This is a genomic window from Gimesia fumaroli (assembly GCF_007754425.1).
Classification (GTDB): domain Bacteria; phylum Planctomycetota; class Planctomycetia; order Planctomycetales; family Planctomycetaceae; genus Gimesia; species Gimesia fumaroli.
On the sequence record NZ_CP037452.1, the window covers coordinates 4,970,372 to 4,994,331 of the forward strand.

Sequence of the window (23,960 nt, forward strand, 5' to 3'; positions counted from 1 at the left end):
CATCAATTATCATACACACTTTATATAACTGACTTGAGGTCATCGATGTTACAACTCCTGTCAAAAACCACCCTGCTTTGCTCGCTCATTTTGTTGATCGTTCCGGCAGATTCTCTGCAGTCCGCCGAAACGCAGATTGATTACTCAAAACAGATCGCCCCCCTGTTTCGAAAATATTGCGAAGGCTGTCACAGTGTCGATGATGCGGAAGGAAAATTCGCCATCGATTCCTATGCCGGTCTGCTCAAAGGGGGCAAGCACGGACCTGCAGTTCTCCCGGGCGACAGCAAAAGCAGCCGCCTGATTCGCATGATCACGGGTGAAGCCAAACCGGTGATGCCGCCGGAAGACAGTGGAGAGAAACTTACTTCCCGGGAAATTACATTACTGACGGAGTGGGTTAAGCAGGGAGCGAAAGGGCCTTCCGGGAAGACTCCTGCTCGCAGAGAACTGACGGTGCCTGAAATCGCACCGTCAAAAACGGTTCCCAAACCCATTGCCTCGCTGGCGTGGTCACCGACCAACGATTTGATTGCGATTGCCCGTTATTCTGAAGTCGATCTGCTCTCGGGAGCCTCGAACAAAATTGTCCGTACGATTAAAGGCCTCCCCGGCAAAGTCAATTCCGTTCGTTTCAGCTCGGATGGAAAATGGCTGATCACATCATCGGGAACGACCGGTTTATTCGGACAGGCTGATATCTGGGATGTAGCCACCGGCAAGAAACTGAAAGAATTTGTTGGACATCGAGACGTATTGTATGCTGCCCAGATCAGTCCAGATAAAAAAACGCTGGCGACGGGCAGCTACGATCAAAATATTATTCTGTGGGATGTGGCAACAGGGAAACAAATTCGATTGTTGACTGGCCACAATGGGGCCGTCTTTGATCTGGCATTCAGCCCGGACAGTTCCACACTGGCCAGTGCGTCTGCCGACTCCACAGTTAAAGTCTGGCAGATTGCGACCGGCAATCGCCTGGATACACTCAGCCAACCACTCAAGGAACAGGTCACAGTTGCTTTCAGCCCGGATGGCAACTCGATTCTGGCTGCTGGTGCCGACAACCGAATCCGTAAATGGAAATTTATTTCTCGTAAATCAGCAAAAATCAATCCGCTGACTTATGCCCGGTTTGCCCATGAAAATCCAGTGATTCAAATTGTACATTCTCCTGATGGAAAACTGCTGGGATCCATTTCCGATGACCTTTCTCTAAAGATCTGGGATGCGAATCAGCTTCAGCTCTTACATGTGATCGAAAATCTGCCTACCATTCCGACCTCGGTTGCGTTTGCTCCTGATTCTAAAACGGCAATTGTTGGATTCAGTAACGGACTCTTAAAACGGTTTCCGCTACCAGCCACGCTGGCTGCTCGAACGGGAAAGCAGCAAGTCGCGAAATCCGATTCTACAGCCTCCTCACTTCGAAAAGACATCCCCAAAGCAATTCAGATCAAAGAAGCGGAACCCAATAACCACACCAATCAGGCGACTGTGTTGACTTCACCCTCCGTTGTTGCCAGCGGTGTAATTCAGCCCACGCAACAAAACCAAACAGACCTGGACCTGTATCGCTTTGAATCCAAGGCGGGTGAAGAATGGCTCATTGAAACCAACGCCGCACGCAAAAAATCAAAACTCGACTCGAAAATTGAAGTGCTCGATGCAGACGGAAAGCAAATTCCACGCGTCTTACTGCAGGCCGTCCGTGATTCCTATTTTACCTTCCGAGGAAAAGACTCGAATATCCTGAATGATTTTCGAATCCATAACTGGCAGGAAATGGAATTAAACGAATACCTGTATGCCAACGGCGAAATCGTCAAGCTCTGGCTCTATCCCCGTGGTCCCGATTCAGGCTTCAACGTTTATCCCGGTAGCGGCGGTAAGCGCTATACTTATTTTGGGACCAGCCCGATCACGCATGCACTACACGAACCGTGCTATATCGTAGAGCCACATCCGGTGGGAACCGAGTTACCTCCCAACGGTCTGCCTGTTTTCACTGTTTATTACGAGAACAACGATGACGGCCGCCGCGAGCTAGGTGATGATTCGCGATTGATCTTCAAAGCCCCGAAAGACGGCGTCTATTACGTGCGAGTTTCCGATGTCCGCGGCTTTCAGGGAAAAGACTTCCATTACGAGTTGACGGTCCGACCTCGAAGACCAGACTTTAAAGTCACCTTGAAAGGCGCCAATCCCAAGGTCAACGCGGGCAGCGGTAAAGAGTTTGAACTGGTCGCCCAGCGACTGGATGGCTTTGATGGGCCGATTCAAGTTGATCTTTTCGATATCCCACCCGGTTTTCATGTGACCACTCCAATAATCATTCAAGCCGGCCATGACCGTGCTTACGGCGTAATTTCTGCTGATCCGATTCCAGCGTCTGAGGGTCCACTGGTCGCATCCCGTCCCGACGATGCCCGCTATACTCCGATTAAGGCAACCGCATCCGCCACCATCGCAGGTGTGAAACTAACCCATGCAGTGAATCCCCTGGGAATCGCTCAACAGCTCCCGAAACCGAAGTTAATCATCCGCATGGTATCGCTGAAGACCAATCCATTAACCGTAGCCGGTGACAACCTGGAGCAAATCCCAGACAAACCACTGGAGCTGACGATTCATCCTGGTGAAACCATCGCTGCAAAGGTGTTGCTGTTACGGAACGGCTACAATGGCGTGGTTAGCTTTGGTCGTGAGTACGCGGGACGCAATCTGCCGCACGGAGTCTACGTAGACAATATCGGCCTGAACGGTCTGCTCCTCTTAGACAACATGAAGGAACGAACCTTTTATCTGACCGCTGCCAAGTGGGTGCCCGAAACCACACGACTGTTCCATCTGCAAGCCGCCCAGGATGGAAAACAGACTTCCATTCCCGTGTTACTGCATGTCAAACGGAGAGATAAGCTGGCAGCGAGTTCGAAGTAAAACGCATGCCAGGCGAGTCAGGCAAATACGTGATTGGAATGCTTTACTTGACTAACGGCTGCGACGGATTCGAAGACAAATCCGGCTGAGGTGCGTGGGGATAGTCTACGGGTTGATAACGAATCGCCAGCTCTGGCGTTTTCAGTTTCTTGCCGTCCTGAAAACGTGAGGTTAAAGCCCGGTCGAGAATGCCACTGGTTAAGATAGTCCGCTCTACGGGATAGCTCGGACGGCCCGTGTGAATCATACGTTCGATGCCTTTTAACAGATATGCAAAATGCGGATGGGCGGGCTCGGTTCGCTCTTCAAACTGAGTGGCCACAGGTTTCGCTTGCCCTTTGAGTTTCAGCGCCACTGAAGTTCGATTCACGGACTGCAGCATGAACAGGGCTCCCAGAAATCCGTCATTGTACCTGAACAGAAACAGCCCGGCGTCTGGATCGTCACGAACATCGCCCTGCCTGACTTTCGGTACCGCCGCCAGCGCGGCATTGAACACATTCTGGGAAACGAGGCCTTCATCAAGGACATTCCACATCGAGTCGCCTTCTAAATATTGCACCCATTCCACGCCACTTTCTGCCCCCCTGCGTCGCTCGACCAGACACTGATAACACTCGAGTGCATGAAAGCCATACCGGTCGAGATTAGAGTAACCGATTCCCACCGCGGCCTCGATTTCAGATCCCAGCGGTAGATCAAGTTCGGGTTTTCGATACGTTAAAGGAAGTGACGAACCGGCCATGAAGGGCACCTTCATTTCCTGAGCACGATCATACATCCATTTTGCATCAGTCCAGACGGGGCCCGGATGTTTGTCATTAAACACCGGCACCACGCGGTGGTATTTCTGAAAGGTATCAGTAATCTCTTTGAAAAAACGCCGACGTGGATAAAGCTGCTGCCCTTTGAAATTTACGGGGTAGTCCCCATGTTCGCCGATACTGATGACGCCATCCACGGGAATTCGGTCCATTCCTGCAGTAACTGCCTTTTCAATCGTATCGAAAATCGGCACGTTATATTTTGCCGCCATCTGACGAGACAGATCCCGATCGGAAATCTGATCCACGTAGAGTGAAGACAACGTAAGAGCCGGACCTGTTCCACCGTCCTGTTTCCAACCTTGCAGGATTTTCCCGACCAGGACATCGGCGTGAGTTTTGGGTTCATAGATGGAGACTACCGCAGCAACCGACTTCACTTTGACAGACTTTGCTGTGTTTGCTCTTGCAGGTTGAACAGTAGCGCCACAGGCGATGGCAGCTGCGCCGGCCAGCCAGTCTCTGCGAGACATCAGTTCGGAAGTCTTCATCGTTTCACTTTGGCCCTTTTCAGATTCAAGTTATTAACTCAAAGACCGGGGTGCTCCCATTTTTGCGCAGAAAACAGGACCGTTTTGAGTCAGATTCAATACTTTGCCGCAGCATGTTCGATCACATGCAAACAGACATATTTCTCTCCGTTTTCAGACCGACTTTAAGATTCGGCCTGAAAACGGTTCTATCCAGAACTAGTCCTTCTTCTTAAACAGCTCATGATCTGGGTTCCCCCCAGATCGCAAATAGGCCAACAAGTCCAGCGCTTCTTCTTTGGTCAATGTATCAACGAGACCAGTAGGCATCATAGACGACTTGGAAGGCAGCATTTCTTCTACCATATCCCGATTGACGCTGGTCAAATTGCTGGGGTTGGCCATATCAGTCAGCACCATCAAATTCTTACCGTGTAGATTGATCACGCGACCATTCACCACTCGACCATCATCGAGAAGAAACATGGTTGAAGCGTATTGATCGGAAATCACTTTGGAAGGTTCAATGATTGACTCCAACAGGTTCTGTGCATTGAAGCGTCCGCCTGCTCCGGTAAGATCCGGTCCAATCGTTCCCCCTTCACCAGCAAAACGATGACATTTGAAACAGGTCGCGGCTGCAAACATTTCTCGTCCCCGATCAAAGCTTCGCTGAACCTTATCGGTATTGGCTGCATTCAAGAGCTCATCGACGGTCCACTTTTTGACAAAGGGTCGTGGCGGTCCTTGTGCAATGGGCTCCGCTTTTTCCAGATTCACTTCCAGAACGGACTTGAGAGTTTCTTTCTCGGCATCTGTCAGTGTTTTAATTGCTTCCGCGCGAATATTGACGAGGAATTTATTAAATGACATGCCCCCTTTATGAGCCGTCGATTTCAAGTACCATTTGAAATACTTCTTACGCAGATCATCGTTCCAGCCAGTCGTCAGACTGCTGAGCACTTTGGCATAATGGATCTGCTCTTCCTGAGTCAGTGCTTTATCCTGCAGTTCCAGAGTACGTTCAATCACCTTGGGCACATTCAAGTAAACCAGAACCTGACTCAGTTCGCGATTCATGAATGAATTCTTTGCCGGATAAGCGCCGTTAATTTGTGCGAGCACTTCTTTGCGTTCTTTTTCCGTTGGTTCTCCCAATCGGATGAATACGAGCTGATACAGCCGCAGTAAATCCATTTTCTGAGTCTGGCTTAACGCCTTCCAGTCCAGGCTCTTCAGCCGGTTAATTAAAGGCGTTTTAAATCCCGGTTTACCATTTCGCGCCAAGGCGATGCCGGCGTTAATCAGCGTAGCAGGATCCTTTTCTAACAGAACACAGTTCTGCCATTGTTCAACAGGTTGATGTTCCAATGCGATACGAGCAGCATAGCGAATGTGCCGATCATCGTGGCCCAGGTAAGGCCAGACGGAATAGACAATGGATTCATCCTGTTGACTATGAAATGCTTCGATATCACGACGCAATTCCCGCAGGGCTGCCAACTGATCCGGCTTCGGTTCAACCGGAGCCGTGGACTCATCTCCAACATAAGTAATCCGGTATAAGCCGGACTGTGTCTTTCGACCACCGATGGTAAAGTAAAACGCGCCATCCACGGGATTGACAACCAGATCCGTTACGGGAAGCGGAGTAGCTGAAGCAAATTTTTCGTAGGTCGCGACATAAGAAGCACCTTGTGGCTTCATGTGCACGGCGTATATGATTCCGTAGCTCCAGTCTGAAATAAACAGAGCTTCCTGATATTTCGCAGGGAATTTAGTTCCCGTTCCGAAGACAATCCCCGTTGGTGATCCCTGACCGATATTCACAATCGCGGGCAGACTGTCAGGATAGTAATCGGGCCATTTTCCGGTACCGGAGCGCCAGCCGAATTCACTGCCACTGGTGACATGATTCACACGCGTCGGACGATACCAGGGCGAACCCACATCCCACTCCATGTCAGCATCATAAGTAAACAGTTCTCCTTCCGGATTGAAGGCAATGTCATACTCGTTACGGAACCCAATGCTGACGACTTCAAATTCTTTTCCTTCAGGATCGGTACGACAGATCCAACCACCTGGTGCCAGTTTACCGGCGGCATGACCGCGGGCATCCCATAGTCGAGGCAAGAGTAAGTCTTCGTCCCAATTTTGAGGCACGACCGATTTCTCCGGAGCTGGCAAATCAGTATGATTACCGGCGGCAATATACAGTGACTTTTTATCAGGCGAAAGAATAATCGCATGAGGTCCGTGTTCACCAGCTCCTTTGATTTCTCTCAGAAATTTGATGTCATCAAACTGATCGTCACCATTCGTATCTTTCAGACGATATAATCCGGATGGACGTTCCTTGCCGCCATTTACGACTGCATACAGACTGTCAAACGCATACAGTAAGCCGTGTGCCATTCCCATATCGACGGGAAGCTTTTCGACCTTTGTATCGTTGTCTTGAGAACCAATTTTGGCAGGAGTAATCCGATATAATGCACCATACTGATCCGAGGCAATCAAGCGTCCTTTGGGATCAATGGTCATACTAACCCAAGACCCTTGCACATCAGTAGGAACAGAATACAACAGTTCGATTTTGAACCCCTTGAGCAGTTTGATTTGATCGACAGGCGTCGCTGATGCTGAAGCGGGGGCTTCGGTATCTTCCAGTGAGATCGATTCGATTTCGACCAGTCCCTTTCGACTGGCAGGATCAATCCGCAGGCCCGTTATTTCCGAGTCTGCATAAAAGACAAATGCCAGATCCTGCCATTTGTTATTATTGTTGTTTCTAGTCTGAAACTTTTGCGAGAGGCTGTCGGAATAGCCGTTTTGCTTTTGAGTTTTCCAGTAAATTTCCCCCTTCAATCTCTGAGTCGACCGCACACGCAGTTTGACTTTTTTCCAGCCGGCAGGAGATTTCAGATCGCGACCAAAGTGAGGATCTTTGCCGGTGCTGTGAATTTGGAGTGCGTTATCCTGCACATCCAAAGTACAATCTTTATAGGCTGTCCAGCCATGGTCGCTGTCAGTGAACGTCCACTTCTGGGTTGACTGCGACTGACTGGCGTCGTCTGCCATTAACGACTGCGAGACCAGTACCGCGCTAACGGCAATAGATAAAGTTCTGAGTGCTTGAATCACGTTGCTGCCCCTGCTCCGATGTCAAATGGAAAATAAAATAATACCGAGTATGGTGTAGGGTTTGCCTGATCGTTCTCTCGAAACGGGAAAACCTCATTTCGTTTCAATCCGAAAACAAGAAGGGATTCCTGGTGCCGGAACCCGAATCACCAAATATCGCTATCTTGCATAATAACAGTTGGTTGATGCATTGAAAACTGGACTGTATTCATTTTTATTTATTTGATTTCTATCAGGTAAGCTCGATATTTCTACGAAATCATTGCATCATATAATGAAGTCAATCATCATATTATTTCCAATCACATCTGATCTTCTGCACAACATACAAACAAGGAGCCTCACTTGATGACTTGTCGTGAACTGATTCGGAATGGCCGCTTTTTAGCAACATTATTAAGTATTTCACTCTTTTTTGCTGGTTGCAATCAGCAAAAAGGCAATGAAAATTCTGATGCAACAGATGCAAACTCTGCAGAAAAAAATGATGTTGCCTTTGTCACAAATGGGATCGCTTCGTTCTGGGTGATTGCACAGAAAGGCGCAGAAAAAGCGGGAGAGGATCTGGATGTGAATGTAGAAGTTCGCATGCCTCCTAAAGGTGTCACTGATCAAAAAAGAATGGTCCAGGAACTTTTAGCGCAAGGCATTGATGGAATCGCCATTAGCCCGATCGACCCTGATAATCAGAATGATCTCTTACAGGAAATCGCTGACAACTCCATTCTGGTCACACAGGATTCCGATGCGCCCGAAAGCCCGCGCCAATGTTATATCGGCATGGACAACTACAAAGCGGGCCGCATGTGTGGTGAACTGGTCAAGGAAGCGCTGCCCGATGGCGGTGAAATCATGCTGTTTGTCGGACGTCTGGGACAGGCTAATGCAAAACTTCGACGACAGGGAGTGATTGATGAATTGATGGAGCGTTCTCACGACAACACACGTTACGACGAACCGGGCAAAGTCATCAAAAATAAGAAATACACGATCCTGGATACGCGTCTGGATGACTTTGATTTCCCACAGGCAAAAGCCAATGCTCAGGATGCGATAGCCAATAACCCTGACCTGAAATGTATGGTTGGGCTGTTTGCCTACAATCCCCCCTTATGCTTAGAAGCGATTCGTGATGCAGGGAAACTGAACGAGATTAAAGTGGTTTCATTTGATGAAGATGAATCCAGCCTGCAAGGAATCGTTGACGGGACCGTCGAAGGAACGGTTGTTCAGAATCCTTACAAGTATGGATATGAATCGGTTCGTGTTCTGAACGCACTTGCCAACGGCGATAAATCTGTTGTACCGGAGAATAAAATCATTCATATTCCTGCTCGCAAAATTACGAAGGACAATGTGAAAGAGTACTGGGCTGAGTTGAAATCCCTGACCAGTGACACCGATCAACTCAAGAAGGATAATGCGGAAAATCTCAAACTCGATCTTAAGCCAGCAGAAACAGAAAATTCTCCCGAAAAACAGAAAGACGCGAAGGCGGATGAGTAATTCCAGTTCGGCTCACTCCGCTCCGCTTCTGGAAGTGCAGAAGATTACCAAGCAGTTCCCTGGTGTGAAAGCTTTGAGTCAGGTTAGCTTGACTTTAGGTCATGGGGAAGTGCTGGCAGTGATTGGGGAAAATGGGGCCGGTAAAAGCACCTTGATGAAGATTCTGGCGGGCGTCCAGCCCCCGGATTCTGGAAACCTGTTGATCGACGGAAAACGCATCTCGAATTCCAATGTAGAGGATGCGCTTGACTGTGGGATCGCATTAATTCATCAGGAACTGAATCTCTGTGAGAATCTGGATATTGCGGCGAATATATTTTTGGGGCGTGAGCCCAACTCGGCAGGCGTCATACGCCAGAAGCAAACGTACCTCGAATCGGAAAAGCTGCTAAAACGTGTGGGTTTAAATGTTTCACCTCATACACTGGTGGGAAACCTCACGGTCGGACAGCAACAGATGGTCGAAATCGCCAAAGCGCTTTCGATCAATGCCCGAATTCTGATCATGGATGAGCCTACCTCATCTCTCTCGCTTCATGAATCCGAAGCTTTGTTTTCTGTTATCCGAGAGTTAAAAGCACAAGGTGTCAGTATTATCTATATCTCTCACCGCCTGGGAGAAGTGAACGATCTGGCTGACCGGGTCGTTGTACTGCGCGATGGTGAAAATGCAGGCGATCTGGATCGTGATTCAATTTCGCACGAGCAAATGGTGCAATTGATGGTGGGCCGAAATGTGTCCCAGTTTTTTACACACACTCCTCATCAACCAGGTGAAGTGATTCTGGAAGTAAAAGATCTGCGGACTCCGGTAAACCCAACACACGAAATTAACTTTTCACTGAAGAAGAATGAGATCGTTGGGATTGCGGGGCTGGTTGGCGCAGGGCGAACAGAATTGATGCAGGTTCTGTTTGGAATCGATGCCCCTCAAGGGGGAGCGATTTTCGTAAATGGTCAAGAAACGCGAATTCATTCTCCCCGGGATGCAATCCAAGCCGGTCTGGCACTGGTTCCCGAAGACCGCAAACTGCAGGGACTCGTACTGGAAATGGCCGTTCGGGAGAATATGAGTCTGGCCAGTCTCTCCCGTGACCGGAAACTACTGGGGATGATTAATTTTTCAAAAGAGCGAGATATTTCAGAAGAGATGATCGCTGCTATGAAAATCAAGACTCCCAGTGATCACCAGATCGTTCAGTTTTTGTCAGGGGGAAACCAGCAAAAAGTAGTTTTGGGAAAATGGTTAGCCATGAAACCGAAAGTTCTGCTGCTGGATGAGCCCACACGAGGCGTGGACGTGGGGGCCAAGGAAGAAATTTATAATCTGATGAATGAGCTGGCTTCCACAGGGATGGCAGTATTATTCGTCAGTAGTGACCTGGAAGAAATTCGCGGCATTTCAGATCGTGTTCTTGTCATGCATGAAGGGCGGCTGACAGGAGAACTGTCGCGAGACAAACTGAGTGAAGAAGCGATCATGCAACTGGCGACAGGACAAACAGATAAAGCAGTGACTGCTTGAACTAAATTTTTTCAAAGACAGAACAGCGCTTAAGAGTTTGAATCATGAAGAAAATCCTGGGCATTTTAATTTTGTTAATTGTCGTATGTGTGGTGACGGCGGTCTCAAATGAAAATTTTGTCTCCGCATACAACATGCAAAATGTGATCCGGTTAACGTCGTTGTTCGGCATCATTAGTATTGGTGTGGCATTTGTGATCATTTCCGGCGGTATCGATCTTTCGATTGGTTCGGTCATCTGTCTGGTCGGTAGTTTATTGCCTTATATGATCGTAGAAAAACAATTTTCTATCGCGAGTGCTCTTTTACTCGCAGGAACAATCTCAATTGCCATCGGACTGTTCCATGGTTTATTAATTACAAAGCTCAAATTACAACCTTTTATTGTTACCCTGTGTGGCCTGCTGATATACCGTGGTATTGCCCGGGGTATTACCGAGGATCAGACGCAAGGCTTTGGAACGGGATATACCAGCTTACGCTATTTAGCAACCGGAAAAGTCGAAATCCCGTTTTGGGAAGGTTTCAAATTACCTGTTCCCTTTCTGATCATGCTCGGTCTGGCCATTGTGGCGGCCTTCTTTTTAAACAAAACGATTTTTGGTCGCTATCTGAAAGCGATCGGCAATAACGAAGCAGCCGCTCGCTATTCCGGCATTAAAACGGACCAGGTGGTGATCATGTCATACGTGATCTGCTCCTTTTTAGCAGGCGTGGGTGGCGTCTTGTTCGCATTGGATATTAACTCTGTTCAACCGGAAGGCATCGGCAATTTCTATGAACTGTACGCCATAGCAGCTGCTGTTTTAGGAGGCTGTAGCATTCGTGGGGGCGAAGGCACCATTCTGGGGGTGGTGATTGGTGCAGCCCTGATGCGGGTTCTTCGCAATTCGATTACCATGCTGGGGATTCCCTCCCAACTGGAATTTGCTATCATTGGAGCAGTGATATTAGTCGGAGTGATCACAGATGAGCTGGTAAAACGCTATGCCCAGAAACGCAGAGCGATTCTACAGGCAAGGCAAACCTCCGGATAGTTTCTCTCCGTTACATCGTGGATGAATCAGCATGATTACTTATGAATATTATTGCGAGGCCAATGGCATAACTGTCGAAGTCAGCCATCGCATGTCGGAATCGCTCCAGACCTGGGGAGAACTCTGTGAGAGAGCCGGAATTCCCCTGGCAAAAACTCCTAAAACAACTCCCGTCGAACGCCTGATTTCGGGCGGACTCCTGTTTAAAGGGGAGAGTTCCAACAAAAAGTCACAGCTCCCGATGGCCGATCCCGGATGTGGCCGTTCCAATTGCTGCCGTCACCAACACTAACTAACTGCCCCGCCACGTCATTGCGCTCCTGAATTTTTCTTCTGTCGCTGTTAAAGGTTTATTGTGTCTGTTTCCCGAATTAAAAATGGAACGATCTACGATCCTGCGAACGGCGTCAACGGCGAAGTACGTGACTTGTGGATTCAGGACGGCAAGATCATCCCCGCCCCACCCAATCCAGATACTTTTTCGGGAAAAACTCTGGACGCGACAGGCTATGTGGTGATGCCGGGTGGCATTGATATGCACTGTCATATCGCCGGTCCGAAAGTCAACGCCGGGCGCAAAATGACGCCCGAGATGAAACGCAACGCCCCCCCTATTTTTCGTAGCGAACATACGCGTTCCGGCACGGGAGGCGTGGTTCCCAGCACGTTCGCGACCGGATATCTGTTCGCCAGTATCGGCTATACCACAGCCATGGATGCCGCGATCCCCGGTCTGCACGCACGACATGCACACGAAGAACTACAGGACACACCCATTCTGGACAAGGGGTTTTATCTCCTGTTCGGCAACAACCATTTCGTAATGAAGCATTTGCGAAATCAGGATGAGAAAGCCCTGGACTCGTATTGCAGCTGGCTATTGGAATCGGCCAAAGGTTATACGATCAAAATTGTCAATCCAGGCGGTGTTGAAGACTGGAAACAAATCAGCCGCAAATCGATTAAAGAACTGGATTCTCCCGTTCAGAATTTCGGTGTCACTCCCCGACAGATTGTACGCGGCCTGGCGGGAACTGCCGACCGATTACAACTGCCGCACTCGGTGCATATTCACTGTAATAATCTGGGAATCCCAGGCAACTGGGAAACCACGTTGAATACAATGGAGTCGCTGGAAGGTCACCGCGGTCATCTGGCACATGTTCAGTTTCATTCGTATGACGGTGATCCGAATGACCCGACCAGTTTTTGCTCGGCGACACAGAAGCTGGTCGACTATGTCAACACCCATGAAAACATCACTGTCGATGTCGGTCATATCAACCCCGGATTGACGCTCTCAATGACCGGGGACACTCCCTTCAGTCAATTTTTGCATAACATTAACCGCAACAAATGGTATACCGCCGACTGTGAACTGGAAAGCAGTTGTGGCGTGATTCCAATTGAATACCGCCCGCAACGCAGTTTGATTAATGCGGTCCAATGGGCCATCGCACTGGAATGGTATCTTCTAATGGAAGATCCCTGGCGAGTCATCATGACCAGCGATCACCCGAATGGAGGCGCGTTTTACCATTATCCGGAAATCATTTATCTGTTAATGGATCGTAGTTTCCGTCAGGAATTTCTGTCTCAGATGCCGGAAGATATTCGCGAACGAAGTGTATTGGCTGATCTGGAGCGTGAATACTCGCTCTACGAAATCGCCATCATCACACGTGCCGCCCCCGCCCGTGTCTTGGGTATGAAGGATAAGGGGCATCTCGGCGTGGGAGCGCATGCTGACATTACCATCTATGCGCCTCAACAGAACCGCCAGGAAATGTTCGAACGCCCGCGCTGGGTCTTTAAAGATGGTCAACTTGTTGTCGCAGATGGAGAAATCCAGGAACATCAGTTCGGCCGAACATATTATACAGCGCCCGAATTTGATCAGGAATTTCTGCCGCATATCAAGAACTGGTTCGATGAGAATTACTCGATCCGGTTCCGAAACTATCAGATTGCGAAACAGGAAATTCCACAAGCGGAAGAAGTCACTTGCGGTATGAATTCGGACTGATCCAAAGAAAATGCTGCACCCTCTGTTGTCTGAATGAGGGAGCAGCATGTTGATGCATGACTGACACAGATGAAAGTCAATCCAGACGAAATGTTCTCAACAGCATCTGCAGGAAACGGGCTTCTACCAGGAACTGACTCGCAGTTTCTAAATGGGAGGTAATGTCCGATCCAATTCTAAGTCTGACAAGACAATATCTTCAGCTTGGATCGGGAGAAACTGGCCTTCGTCCGGATGAAAATTGAATACCTCGCCGGTTTCAAATTTGTATACCCAGCCATGTAGTTTTAACTCTCCACGACCAACAGCAGCAGCAACGGAGGGGTGAGTTTTTAAGTTTTTAATTTGAACGAGAACGTTTTCCTGTACGGTAAGTATCAGGCGTCTATCCGCCTCCTGAATGTGGGTATAATTTTCGTCAACGATCCTGCGAGTTGATTCAGCGTGTTCCAGATAAGATTTGACAGCAGGCATTTTTTCAATGAGGGCAGGATCCAGCAGACCAGACATCGCCCCACAGTGAGAATGCCCGCAAATGATAATGTCTTTCACTTTCAATGCACTCACTGCATACTCAATTGTCGCTGCCTCGCCACCATGGACGGTTCCATACGGGGGGACAATATTTCCAGCAGTCCGCTGAATGAATAACTCACCTGGTTTTGTCTGAGTCAAATAATTGGGATTGATTCTTGAATCAGAACAGGTAATGAATAAAGCAAGCGGCTTTTGGCCTTCAGTCAAAGTTTCAAATAGTTTTTGATCCTGGCTAAAATAGTTTCTTTGAAACTCGTGAATCCCATCGACGAGCTTTTGCATCCTCTTTCTCCCACTTTATAAGACTATGTCAACTCTTGAAGAACGGAACAGGTGAACACACATGTGGACTGCCTCGAAATCCCTCAACTTAACCCTGTCTCTATTCTAGTGAGTATCTCTTCCAAAACGAGATTAATTTCCGACTCTAGGACATCACTCTCAAAAATAATGATGATTTGCCGAACCTCAAAAAAGATCAGACAGTGCGACAGCTCTATATATACAAGAATGCTCTCCGACAATTCCGAAAGCGAACTTGCTGTTGCCCTTCAAAAGTATTATATTGGCGCCAATCTTCAAGTTGCTACTTAACTTGCCAGCATTAATTAGAATGAATGGTCTTGAACCATTTTCAGTTAAAGAATGCTGCTGAAACAAATAATGCTGCTGGGACATTTGATGGAATTCTTTGTTTTATTCGTTCTCTTTTGGGGGGTGTTGTTTGGCACAGCGCTGTCTCTGGTAACAAGAGAAGACGGCAAAGAAATTCCCGTCAACCAGCCTTTCGAAAAACTCGAAGAGAATGAATCTAAGGAAGAACTGAAAAAATGGGAGTCAGTAACTCATCTCTTCCGCACACTGAGTATCGATTTTGTCCTCGTAAAATCGATCGATTCTTTGATTCATGAAACCTCATTTGTCTCTAAGGTGGTCACGCTAAGCCCAGATAGCTCACGTGCCCCTCCCGCTTCTCTCTGCTAATTCCACAGCCGCTCTCTCCATCGTGATTTTAACAACGTCATGATGCCTCGACTTGATCACTCTGTATCTGCCACAGTTGAAGCTCCTAAAAATATTTCGTTCCGTGAAATAAAGTTAGGCATTTTCTTTTTTTTGCTGCTACAGATCGTGCGCTCAACTGATGGGTTTCAACCGCGGATCATTTCGGACATCTGGATCTCCATTTCTGTGAATAACAATGAACGAATCTGCTCATACTCAGACTTCAAAACCGACTGATCAGGAAAAGTACTCCCAACTTCGTCATGCAATCGAACATGCCGCTCACCTCTTGCCCGCTCAGGGCCCCATCACAGTCTTTGTGCATCATAATACACTGCATGCATTCGAAGATCGGCCATTCGAAAAAGGGGTCGTCGAAGGAGGGCGGACATTTGGATGCCATCCATTTTTATCGGAAGACCGTTATCGAAAAAAGTTTTTAAACGACCGAATTCGTGTGGAGGACATTGAAGCTGTTTTGCTGGATGATCTGGAGGAAACCGCTGACATACTGATTGGCAGATTCGGAACCCGGTATGCACTCCGATTAGCAATGTTGCAGTTCCCTCTGCATTCGGGACCAGACTCTGAATTACGCTGGTTCATCGCAGAAACTGATGCCTTACGTCATTTTCGGAAGGAAGTCGAACCGGTAATCAGAGAACAAACTATCAGCGCGACACGTCACTGGATCATGCGCGACTTTCTGAATGGTAATGACCGGCGTGAACAGAAAGCACAGCACATCCTGGAAAGCCTGTTCTGCCAGTTTGGTAAAGATACAATTGAAGCGTGGAATGATTCGAAGTGGGAATCCTTTGTTTTACATTTTTTATGGCGAGTCTGCTACAATGGTGTACAAGGTTCAAAAGTAGAGACAAAGAATCCACAGAAACTTCTCAGACATCGCAATCTATTGTTGCAAGCGACCGGCGAGGATACGGACCTGGTTGTTCATGATGTTTTGATCCGTTTTTGTGCGGCTTTTCTTGATCAAGGAGTTGGCAGCTGGTCATTGCCCGAGCGCGATCTGGGGTTCTATCGCTCATTTTTCCAACTGTATTCTGAAACAAAGATCAGCCCGGCTATCGAACTATCCGGCTTGAGACGCGAACTTCAACGACTGGATGCTTCCGGCATCGGTCCGCTGGAATCGATCGCTGAATCGCTTTCCTTGCTGGGAGTCGCCGACGAAGACCAGGAAGACTTCCTCTCTCAGACACTCCTTGCCTTGCGGGGTTGGGCCGGTATGGTCTGGCAGATGGAAACTAATGCCGAATGGATGCCACATACTGCTCCTCCAGGCAGCCTGATTGAATTTCTTGCAGTACGGCTGATTCTTGATCGACTGGCTGTCGAATATCTGATGCAGAATTCGTTAGACTCAGAAGGACCACTGAATACTATACGAAATGAGTTACTCGATCGAATCAGTAAACAGAAAATTTGCCAGACCAATCAGCGCGCGTTTACGATTTTCCAACTCGCTCAGGTCCGTGGCTGGAATCCTGAGGATCTTCTGCATCTTTCCTGTGAACAGTGGACAACTCTCATTCAAGAGATTGAATTGTTTTCAAGCCTGGAACGCCGGCGCATTTATCAACTGGCATTCGAACGAAAATATCGCAATGAAACTCTGGACGCAGTCGCTGTTCACTCTGCCCGGAATCGCACACAACAAGCTGATACCGATTCCCTGAAATCAGAGCATCCTGCCTATCAGGTTGTCTGCTGTATTGACGAACGCGAAGAATCGTTCCGCAGACATCTGGAAGAAATTGCCCCTGAATGTGAGACCTTCGGAATCGCAGGTTTCTTCGGCGTCGCCATGTACTACCGTGGTGCCGCCGATGCACACTACACTCCGCTCTGTCCGGTGAACATCAAACCGATTCACTACGTCCAGGAAGAAACGCTCTATTCTCTCACACAAGTCAGCAAGCGGCGCGCCGAGACACGGCGGCGGATTGGACGGGCAACGCATCAGGCGCACATAGGAACCCGAACATTCATCGGAGGATTGTTGACGGGGCTGCTGGGTTCACTCGCAGCCTTTCCGCTTGTCGCCAGAATTCTTTTCCCACGAACAACAGCTCAAATCCGTCGTATGTTTGATCGGATTGTTGAGCCTCCCAGTACACAATTGCGTCTGGAACGGATCGGTCTCGAACCGGGACCGAAAAAAGACCAACTTGGTTATTCGATTGACGAAATGGTCAAAATCGTTGAAGGTGGGTTAAGAGCTCTGGGGCTATCGAAACCGGAACGGTTCTCGCCGCTGGTTATCATTTGCGGGCATGGTTCTGCCAGTCTCAACAACCCTCACGAAGCCGCTCATGATTGTGGAGCATGCGGTGGGGGTCGTGGGGGTCCTAACGCACGGGCTTTTGCACAAATGGCAAATGATCCCCGCGTGAGGCGTATTCTTTCGGATCAGAGTCTGGTCATACCCGACGACACCAGCTTTGTCGGATGCTATCATAACACATGCGATGACAGCATCACCTGGTATGATCTGGATCGTCTTCCCCTTTCACAACGTGCATTGTTCGAAAGCGCTGAAAAGGATCTCAATGAAGCCCGAGCTCACAGCGCTCATGAACGTTGTCGACGTTTTGAATCTGCAGAACTTCAGCTCTCTGTAACCGATGCACTGCGGCACGTCGAAGGTCGTGCAGAAGATCTTTCACAGACACGACCGGAGTATGGTCATGCTACAAATTCATTGTGCTTCGTAGGCCGCAGAGAGTGGAGTCGTGGACTGTATCTGGATCGCCGTGCGTTTTTGACATCTTATGACCCGACGCTGGATGATTCCAACAGTTCGATTCTGGAACGATTACTGCAGGCCGTCATCCCTGTTTGTGCCGGTATTAACCTTGAATACTATTTTTCCTATGTAGATTCGACGGGATACGGTTGCGGAACAAAACTCGCTCACAATATCACTTCATTACTGGGCGTAATGGATGGAGCTGCCAGCGACCTGCGTCCCGGCCTGCCCTGGCAAATGGTCGAAATCCATGAACCGGTCCGCTTGCTCTTTGTGATTGAAACGACAAAAGAAGCCATGCAGCGGATTATCGCAAACAACCCTGCCATTGCTCAGCTCGTAAACGGAAACTGGGTTCAACTGGCGGTCCTCAATACTGAAACATCGCAAATTCATCTTTTCCGTAACGGAGAATTTGAAGTCTACAAACCGCAAACAAAAGAACTTCCTGTAGTAGACTCATCCATCGCCTGGTATCGAGGCTGGCGCGATCACCTCGGATTTGCGTCCATTCGAACGCATGAGATTTCGTCTTGATGAATGCCCTCCTGTTCCTCTTAATCTTTAACAAAATGACTGAATAACGATGAATTCTGAAGCAGTATTTCATTTTCTTGGCGTCTGTGTCGTGCTCAGCCCTGCTTTACTCTTAGCGCTGTTCGGCGTAACTTCGCTGATTGATCGGCCAATTGGGGAACGCCTGATGGCGCGTGCCACTCAAACGATGGTGATGATCGGACTGTTTTCTTCGATTGCCATTCTGGGACTGATGCTTACACTCGATATCCGGTATGTTCCAATCGAACTCGGAAACTGGGTAGTCATCCCCGAACAACACTTTCATTTCCACCTGAAGTTTATTTTTGATCGATTGTCAATTCCTTTTTGTATTCTATCATTTATTCTCTGCGGAACGATCGGTGCTTTTGCCAGTCGCTATTTGCATCGTGAATCAGGTTATAATCGCTTCTTTGTCTGCTACGCTATTTTTCTGTTGGGTATGATTGTTTCATCACTGGCCGGTACAATCGAAACACTTTTTTTCGGCTGGGAACTCGTCGGTTTGTCTTCGGCGTTACTGGTCGCTTTTTTTCACGAGCGACTCAATCCTGTTCGCAATGGTCTGCGGATCTGGTCGATTTACCGCATTTCAGATGCTGCATTTCTGATCGCGGCGTTGATGTTACATCATTTGACCGGGGCAGGTGATTTTGATGGACTGATGGGAACGGGCTCATGGCCGGATGGGCACGCTACGATTTCCGAACAACATGCCCTGTTAGTCGGGTTATTATTACTCGTTGCCGCAGCCGGAAAATCAGCATTGGTACCATTTTCCGGCTGGCTTCCCCGCGCGATGGAAGGACCGACCCCATCCAGTGCCGTGTTTTATGGCTCACTTTCCGTCCATCTTGGAGCCTATTTACTATTGCGTGTCAGTCCGATTCTTGAACTTTCGCTGACACTGCGACTGGCGGTTATTTTTCTGGGTTTGATCTCAGCGATTTTTGGAACCCTTGTAGCCCGCGTTCAAACGGATATTAAAAGTGCGCTGGCGTTTGCCTCTCTGACTCAAGTCGGCATTATCGTAGTCGAGATTGGCTGTGGATTTCGATACATTGCGCTGATTCATATCATCGGTCATGCGTGCCTTCGAACGTTGCAACTTCTCCGAGCTCCCACATTATTGCATGATTATCATACACTGGAAAATGCCATTGGATCACACCTGTCGCAAAAGCCCTCTTTATGGGTTCGCGTGATGCCCAGGCGTTATCGGATTCGGCTTTATCGATTTGAGCTCGAACGCGGCTACCTGGACATACTCTGCAATCAATTAATCGTGCATCCGTTTCTTTCCCTGTTCCGCATGTGTGATGGCCTGGAACGCCGCTGGACCAATTTTCTCTCAGAAGGTGAATCCAGAAAATCGGATCAAATCAAACCGCATACGGAATCTCTGGAGGAATATTTATGATATCTGAACTCCATCTGCCCTGGATGGAATTATCCATCCTGATTCTGCTGTTTGGCGCAATTTGGATCAGAATGACACATGACCGTGACACTGCCTATCGGCGTTGCCTCCTGATCTGCGGACTCGTATTCCTCACTACAGTCTGTGAATGGATTGACTTTGAAAGCTTAAATACATTTGAAGCTCGAGATCACTTTAATATTTTTGACTGGGTCTTCAATAATGATTTCTTCATTATAGACGAACTGAGCGCTCCCTTACTTCCTCTGGCGGCATTGCTTTACCTGCTTACAGTTCTTTCAACACTGAAAACCAAAGGGCACCGCTTTCCTTTCAGCAGCGCGCTGCTATCCGAAGCCATCCTGTTGGCTACTTTGAGTTGTAAGGAGCCGTGGGGGATCATCGCATTACTTTCTGTCGCAACCATACTACCATATCTTGAAATAAAGGCCCATCATCTCTCAACTCGCGTCTATGTATTGCACATGGGACTGTTTATTGCTCTGCTGGTTGTCGGAGGAGCACTTTCCCATTTCGGTGAAGCCGGTGATTCAATTTCACTGACTGCCGGAGCCCTTTTAACCACTGCCGCCCTGCTGCGCAGCGGCATCATTCCGCTACACTGCTGGATGACAGATCTGTTTGAAAAAGTGACCTTCGGAACAGCCTTACTGTTTGTAACTCCGATGACGGGTGCCTACGCTATGGTCAGACTGGTTTTCCCCATAGCCCCCGACTGGGCACTACAGGGAATCGCTCTCGTTTCTTTGACAACAGCCGTCTATGCGGCCGGTATGGCACTCGTACAACGGGAAGCCCGTCGATTCTTCTGTTATCTGTTTTTAAGCCATTCTTCTCTTGTGCTGGTCGGATTAGAAATGGCGACTCCCCTCGGGTTGACAGGAGGATTATGTGTCTGGATTTCAGTCGGAATTTCTCTGGCCGGATTCGCTTTGACGTTCCGTTCTATCGAAGCGAGAATTGGACGAATTTCTCTGGTGAAATACCACGGACTCTACGATCACACCCCCACACTGGCGGCATTGTTCCTGGTGACAGGACTCGCATCAATCGGTTTTCCCGGAACGGTCGGATTTATCGGAACCGAACTGCTTATAGAGGGGGCAATTGAAGTCTATCCACTGGTCGGAACAGCCGTTGTGATTGCCGCCGCGTTGAATAGTATTGCTATTTTACAGGCCTACTTTCGGGTCTTTACCGGAGCACGGCATACCGCAACGATTTCGCTCCGTGCACGCACGTCAGAACATGTAGCAATTCTGATTCTGGTAGCCCTCATTCTGGGAGGAGGACTCTACCCACAACCCGGTGTGACATCCAGGCAACATGCCGCCATGGAACTGATTCGGCTGCGTGGCGCTGTACTCAATGACTCAACTCATCCTTCCGATCCCAATATTGGTGTAACAGATCTTACAGAAACTTCCCAACCATTGATGAAATTACACGAAGATCAATGACAGCGACACTATTTCAATTTCACCGGTTTTAAACTCTCTGCTGAATCAGAGAATTTCTCATCGCAACAAACGCTGGTATGGAAGACAATCTGATAATTTAATTCCAGTGACTCTATTGAGTTGTATTCAATTTTATTATTATTACCCCAAATCATACCCTGTTTTGGGAAAGGACTTTCGTGTCTAAAAAAGATCATGTCAAAATTGGAATCGTGACAGTTTCCGACCGCGCCAGTCGAGGTGAATACGAAGACCGGGGTGGCCCTGCGATTGTGGACTATCTGTCCGAAGTTCTCAGCAGCGAGTGGACTCCTGTCGCACGCGTCATTCCCGACGAACTTTATACCATCACCGAAACCCTGCAAGAGCTCACCGATCTGGAACAGTGCTGTTTGATCGTCACAACTGGAGGCACAGGTCCGGCGAAACGAGACATCACGCCGGAAGCAACCTTGGCTGTGGCTGAAAAGGAGATGCCGGGCTTCGGGGAACTAATGCGGAAAGTCTCGCTGGAAAAAGTTCCCACGGCCATTCTCTCCCGTCAAACGGCAGTCATTCGGGGTGGTTCACTGATTATCAATCTGCCAGGCCAACCCAAGGCGATTCAGGAATGTCTAGACGCGGTGTTCCCGGCTGTCCCCTATTGTATCGATCTGCTTGAAGGCCCTTACCTGGAAACTAATGAATCGCGGCTCGTTGCATTTCGTCCGAAAAAGAAATGAGCGCATAAAAAACAGGAGCCGCTATTCACATCGCGGCTCCTGTTATATTATTTACCCCAAAACGCTCGAAGCTAAACCAGATTCGAACTGATCTCGTCTTCAATCGTTTCCAGTTGAATGGGTTTAATATCGAATTTCGGATTCTGTCCCAGGAAACGAGCGGGGTTGTTATGGAAGATTTCGATCGCATCCTGAACCGAATATCCTCGGGCTCGGAATTGAACCACACACTGCTGCAGCGTAAAGGGATCGCTGGGCCCCCAGTCAGCAGAGGAATTCACCAGGATTCGCTCATGCCCATACATTTCGAGCATATCCACGGCTCGTTTGGGAGAACACTTGGTGACGGGGTACAGAGTAAATCCGACCCAGTAGCCGGCTTCTAAAGGCTCTCGAATGGTGTGTTCTTCGACGTGATCGATCCAGACTCGCTCAGGATTCACATTCATGTGTGATAACACTTCCAGTGTGCGTTTTGTGCCACGCACTTTATCCTGCAGGTGCGGCGTATGAATCAGAATCAACTGGTCATACTTGATCGCCTGCTCCACTTGTTCTTCGAAGATCGCTTCTTCGTTTTTCGTGGTCTTATGGAAGCCGATTTCTCCCACGCCGAGTACAGTCGGTTTTTCATAAAATTCCGGCATGTGCTTGAGCACTTCGCGGCTCAATTCCGGATTTTCTGCTTCCTTGGGATTCACGGCGACCCAGCAGTAATGCTTGATGCCATACTCGGCGGCACGCGTCGGTTCAAATTCGCTGATCTGCCGGAAGTAATCCAGAAAGGTTTCCGGATACAGGCGGTCAAAACCGGCCCAGAAGGCAGGTTCTGCAACGGCGACAACGCCGGACATCGCCATGCGTTCGTAATCTTGTGCGGTTCTTGCAATGGCATGATAATGGGGTTGAATGATTTGCATGATCGTCTCACTGTTTATTCAAAAGTAAGCGGGTGGGAGGATTTCGCGTCGGCTCGCTCCAAATTCGTTTTCTGAAAACTTGATCTAGTCCAGATCAGAAAAGAGGAGCAGCATTCGTTCAGACCGATTCGGCAGATGACTTTTTTCTGTCAAAAGTGCGATCGCCTGATTCAGAAGATCCAAGCGGGAATCATTGAAATCGTTGGATTCCTCTTCATCACTGGCCCGATCAATGCGATCCAATGTCGCGGCTAGTTCCAACAGGGAACAACGGGCTTCGAGATACTCTCGATCCAAAACCTGTAAAGCTGTTTGCATCATTAAAACCTTTCGGATTAGTACGTCTGTGGTAGCTCGCTCCTTCATGATACGAAAGCGTCTTCAACGAATCCGCCAGGGGCTCGAAAAACGCTACGATCACCTCCAATTTGGGTGATCTGAGTCACGCTTTATTATACACCTTACATCGGTTCTTCCTACTCTCTTAACTGAGTTCAAGTCAAATTCCCGAAACCTGAAACAGAATTTCAGTATAATAAGACGAATCGTAGGAATTAGAGTGAGTAAAATACGGAATGATACCGGGCGACTCCTGCTTTCGACTGAAACCCTTTGTTGTTCAGGAGATGAATCATAAATGCCTCAGGATTTTCGCCCGCAAATTGGCAGGTAATTTGATACTGAGAAGCGGGCTGAAAGCCAAATCGCGGGTAAAATTCATGCTGTCCTAATACGATCACAAAAGACTGTTTTCGGTCCTGTAACACTTCCAGGCCGGCTTGAATCAAAGCTGTCCCGACCCCCTGTTTCTGAAAGGTGGGTAATACCGCCACAGGAGCCAGCCCGAAACCGCCGAGCTTTGCTCCGTCCTCATATTCAATGACTGCCGGTGTGAACAGAATATGCCCCACCAATTGATTTTCGATAATCACAACCAGAGAGATCTGCTCCGGACATGCTGTTCTTAATCGATCCACCAGATCCGCTTCAGCAGGTTGACCGAAAGCCTGTTTCTCTACATGCCTGATCGTGGCAATATCCTCAGGTTCTTCCGGACGAATGATCATCG

The 23,960-nt window shown here is 48.5% G+C and carries 17 protein-coding genes; 11 read left to right on the forward strand and 6 right to left on the reverse strand.

Annotated features, from left to right (window positions below):
- Window positions 1–45 precede the first annotated feature (45 nt).
- The gene (locus Enr17x_RS18800) at window positions 46–2,940 is read left to right on the forward strand and encodes a c-type cytochrome domain-containing protein (RefSeq protein WP_145311262.1); all 2,895 of its coding nucleotides are present in this window, start codon (window positions 46–48) and stop codon (window positions 2,938–2,940) included.
- 43 nt (window positions 2,941–2,983) lie between these two features.
- Here Enr17x_RS18800 and Enr17x_RS18805 read toward each other — a convergent pair whose 3' ends face one another.
- Entirely contained in the window at window positions 2,984–4,255 is a 1,272-nt protein-coding gene (locus Enr17x_RS18805) for a DUF3853 family protein (RefSeq protein ID WP_232100772.1), read from the reverse strand.
- 198 nt (window positions 4,256–4,453) lie between these two features.
- Window positions 4,454–7,381 carry a c-type cytochrome gene (locus tag Enr17x_RS18810; protein ID WP_145311263.1) on the reverse strand — a complete coding sequence of 976 codons (2,928 nt, stop codon included), beginning with the start codon at window positions 7,379–7,381 and terminating at the stop codon, window positions 4,454–4,456.
- A gap of 348 nt (window positions 7,382–7,729) precedes the next feature.
- On the opposite strand from Enr17x_RS18810, the gene Enr17x_RS18815 reads away from it, so the two are divergent.
- The 5 genes from Enr17x_RS18815 to Enr17x_RS18835 all read left to right on the forward strand — a co-directional run bounded on the left by Enr17x_RS18815 (window position 7,730) and on the right by Enr17x_RS18835 (window position 13,475).
- The gene (locus Enr17x_RS18815) at window positions 7,730–8,887 is read left to right on the forward strand and encodes a sugar-binding protein (RefSeq protein WP_232100773.1); all 1,158 of its coding nucleotides are present in this window, start codon (window positions 7,730–7,732) and stop codon (window positions 8,885–8,887) included.
- Window positions 8,880–10,412 carry a sugar ABC transporter ATP-binding protein gene (locus tag Enr17x_RS18820; RefSeq protein ID WP_145311265.1) on the forward strand — a complete coding sequence of 511 codons (1,533 nt, stop codon included), beginning with the start codon at window positions 8,880–8,882 and terminating at the stop codon, window positions 10,410–10,412. Before Enr17x_RS18815 ends, Enr17x_RS18820 begins: the two co-directional genes overlap by 8 nt.
- 44 nt (window positions 10,413–10,456) lie before the next feature.
- Window positions 10,457–11,449 carry an ABC transporter permease gene (locus Enr17x_RS18825; protein ID WP_198000672.1) on the forward strand — a complete coding sequence of 331 codons (993 nt, stop codon included), beginning with the start codon at window positions 10,457–10,459 and terminating at the stop codon, window positions 11,447–11,449.
- Between the two features lie 31 nt (window positions 11,450–11,480).
- Window positions 11,481–11,741: an FmdB family zinc ribbon protein gene (locus Enr17x_RS18830; RefSeq protein WP_145311267.1), complete on the forward strand. Its 261-nt coding sequence runs from the start codon at window positions 11,481–11,483 to the stop codon at window positions 11,739–11,741.
- Between the two features lie 63 nt (window positions 11,742–11,804).
- Window positions 11,805–13,475, forward strand: a complete 1,671-nt coding sequence (locus tag Enr17x_RS18835) for a formylmethanofuran dehydrogenase subunit A (protein WP_145311268.1) — start codon at window positions 11,805–11,807, stop codon at window positions 13,473–13,475.
- A gap of 147 nt (window positions 13,476–13,622) precedes the next feature.
- Here the strand turns inward: Enr17x_RS18835 and Enr17x_RS18840 are convergent, their stop codons facing one another.
- The gene (locus tag Enr17x_RS18840; RefSeq protein ID WP_145311269.1) at window positions 13,623–14,294 is read right to left on the reverse strand and encodes a carbonic anhydrase; all 672 of its coding nucleotides are present in this window, start codon (window positions 14,292–14,294) and stop codon (window positions 13,623–13,625) included.
- A 399-nt stretch (window positions 14,295–14,693) separates the two neighbouring features.
- Between Enr17x_RS18840 and Enr17x_RS18845 the strand changes: the two genes are divergently transcribed.
- The 5 genes from Enr17x_RS18845 to mog all read left to right on the forward strand — a co-directional run bounded on the left by Enr17x_RS18845 (window position 14,694) and on the right by mog (window position 21,971).
- Window positions 14,694–14,996 (forward strand): hypothetical protein, encoded by a 303-nt coding sequence (locus Enr17x_RS18845; protein WP_145311270.1) that lies wholly within the window; start codon window positions 14,694–14,696, stop codon window positions 14,994–14,996.
- A gap of 217 nt (window positions 14,997–15,213) precedes the next feature.
- Window positions 15,214–18,327 (forward strand): DUF2309 domain-containing protein, encoded by a 3,114-nt coding sequence (locus Enr17x_RS18850; protein ID WP_145311271.1) that lies wholly within the window; start codon window positions 15,214–15,216, stop codon window positions 18,325–18,327.
- 49 nt (window positions 18,328–18,376) lie between these two features.
- Window positions 18,377–19,768 carry a proton-conducting transporter transmembrane domain-containing protein gene (locus tag Enr17x_RS18855; RefSeq protein ID WP_145311272.1) on the forward strand — a complete coding sequence of 464 codons (1,392 nt, stop codon included), beginning with the start codon at window positions 18,377–18,379 and terminating at the stop codon, window positions 19,766–19,768.
- Window positions 19,765–21,249, forward strand: coding sequence for a proton-conducting transporter transmembrane domain-containing protein (locus Enr17x_RS18860; protein WP_232100774.1), 1,485 nt, complete (start codon window positions 19,765–19,767; stop codon window positions 21,247–21,249). The genes Enr17x_RS18855 and Enr17x_RS18860 overlap by 4 nt, the downstream gene beginning before the upstream one ends.
- 179 nt (window positions 21,250–21,428) lie before the next feature.
- A complete protein-coding gene (mog, locus tag Enr17x_RS18865) occupies window positions 21,429–21,971 on the forward strand; it encodes a molybdopterin adenylyltransferase (protein ID WP_145311273.1) in 543 nt (180 codons plus the stop codon).
- Window positions 21,972–22,042: 71 nt separating this feature from the next.
- Here mog and Enr17x_RS18870 read toward each other — a convergent pair whose 3' ends face one another.
- From Enr17x_RS18870 to Enr17x_RS18880, 3 genes are all read right to left on the reverse strand, one after another.
- Window positions 22,043–22,891, reverse strand: a complete 849-nt coding sequence (locus Enr17x_RS18870) for a TatD family hydrolase (RefSeq protein WP_145311274.1) — start codon at window positions 22,889–22,891, stop codon at window positions 22,043–22,045.
- An 84-nt stretch (window positions 22,892–22,975) separates the two neighbouring features.
- The gene (locus Enr17x_RS18875; protein WP_145311275.1) at window positions 22,976–23,212 is read right to left on the reverse strand and encodes a hypothetical protein; all 237 of its coding nucleotides are present in this window, start codon (window positions 23,210–23,212) and stop codon (window positions 22,976–22,978) included.
- A gap of 233 nt (window positions 23,213–23,445) precedes the next feature.
- Window positions 23,446–23,958: a GNAT family N-acetyltransferase gene (locus Enr17x_RS18880; RefSeq protein WP_145311276.1), complete on the reverse strand. Its 513-nt coding sequence runs from the start codon at window positions 23,956–23,958 to the stop codon at window positions 23,446–23,448.
- Window positions 23,959–23,960: the final 2 nt, after the last annotated feature.

Excerpts from the sequence above, each read along its gene's own strand:
- Enr17x_RS18800 (WP_145311262.1), top strand. The coding sequence starts at position 46 with ATGTTACAACTCCTGTCAAAAACCACCCTGCTTTGCTCGCTCATTTTG.
- Enr17x_RS18805 (WP_232100772.1), bottom strand. The coding sequence starts at position 4,255 with ATGAAGACTTCCGAACTGATGTCTCGCAGAGACTGGCTGGCCGGCGCA.
- Enr17x_RS18815 (WP_232100773.1), top strand. The coding sequence starts at position 7,730 with ATGACTTGTCGTGAACTGATTCGGAATGGCCGCTTTTTAGCAACATTA.
- Enr17x_RS18820 (WP_145311265.1), top strand. The coding sequence starts at position 8,880 with ATGAGTAATTCCAGTTCGGCTCACTCCGCTCCGCTTCTGGAAGTGCAG.
- Enr17x_RS18825 (WP_198000672.1), top strand. The coding sequence starts at position 10,457 with ATGAAGAAAATCCTGGGCATTTTAATTTTGTTAATTGTCGTATGTGTG.
- Enr17x_RS18830 (WP_145311267.1), top strand. The coding sequence starts at position 11,481 with ATGATTACTTATGAATATTATTGCGAGGCCAATGGCATAACTGTCGAA.
- Enr17x_RS18840 (WP_145311269.1), bottom strand. The coding sequence starts at position 14,294 with ATGCAAAAGCTCGTCGATGGGATTCACGAGTTTCAAAGAAACTATTTT.
- Enr17x_RS18845 (WP_145311270.1), top strand. The coding sequence starts at position 14,694 with ATGGAATTCTTTGTTTTATTCGTTCTCTTTTGGGGGGTGTTGTTTGGC.
- Enr17x_RS18850 (WP_145311271.1), top strand. The coding sequence starts at position 15,214 with ATGAACGAATCTGCTCATACTCAGACTTCAAAACCGACTGATCAGGAA.
- Enr17x_RS18855 (WP_145311272.1), top strand. The coding sequence starts at position 18,377 with ATGAATTCTGAAGCAGTATTTCATTTTCTTGGCGTCTGTGTCGTGCTC.
- Enr17x_RS18860 (WP_232100774.1), top strand. The coding sequence starts at position 19,765 with ATGATATCTGAACTCCATCTGCCCTGGATGGAATTATCCATCCTGATT.
- Enr17x_RS18870 (WP_145311274.1), bottom strand. The coding sequence starts at position 22,891 with ATGCAAATCATTCAACCCCATTATCATGCCATTGCAAGAACCGCACAA.
- Enr17x_RS18875 (WP_145311275.1), bottom strand. The coding sequence starts at position 23,212 with ATGATGCAAACAGCTTTACAGGTTTTGGATCGAGAGTATCTCGAAGCC.
- Enr17x_RS18880 (WP_145311276.1), bottom strand. The coding sequence starts at position 23,958 with ATGATCATTCGTCCGGAAGAACCTGAGGATATTGCCACGATCAGGCAT.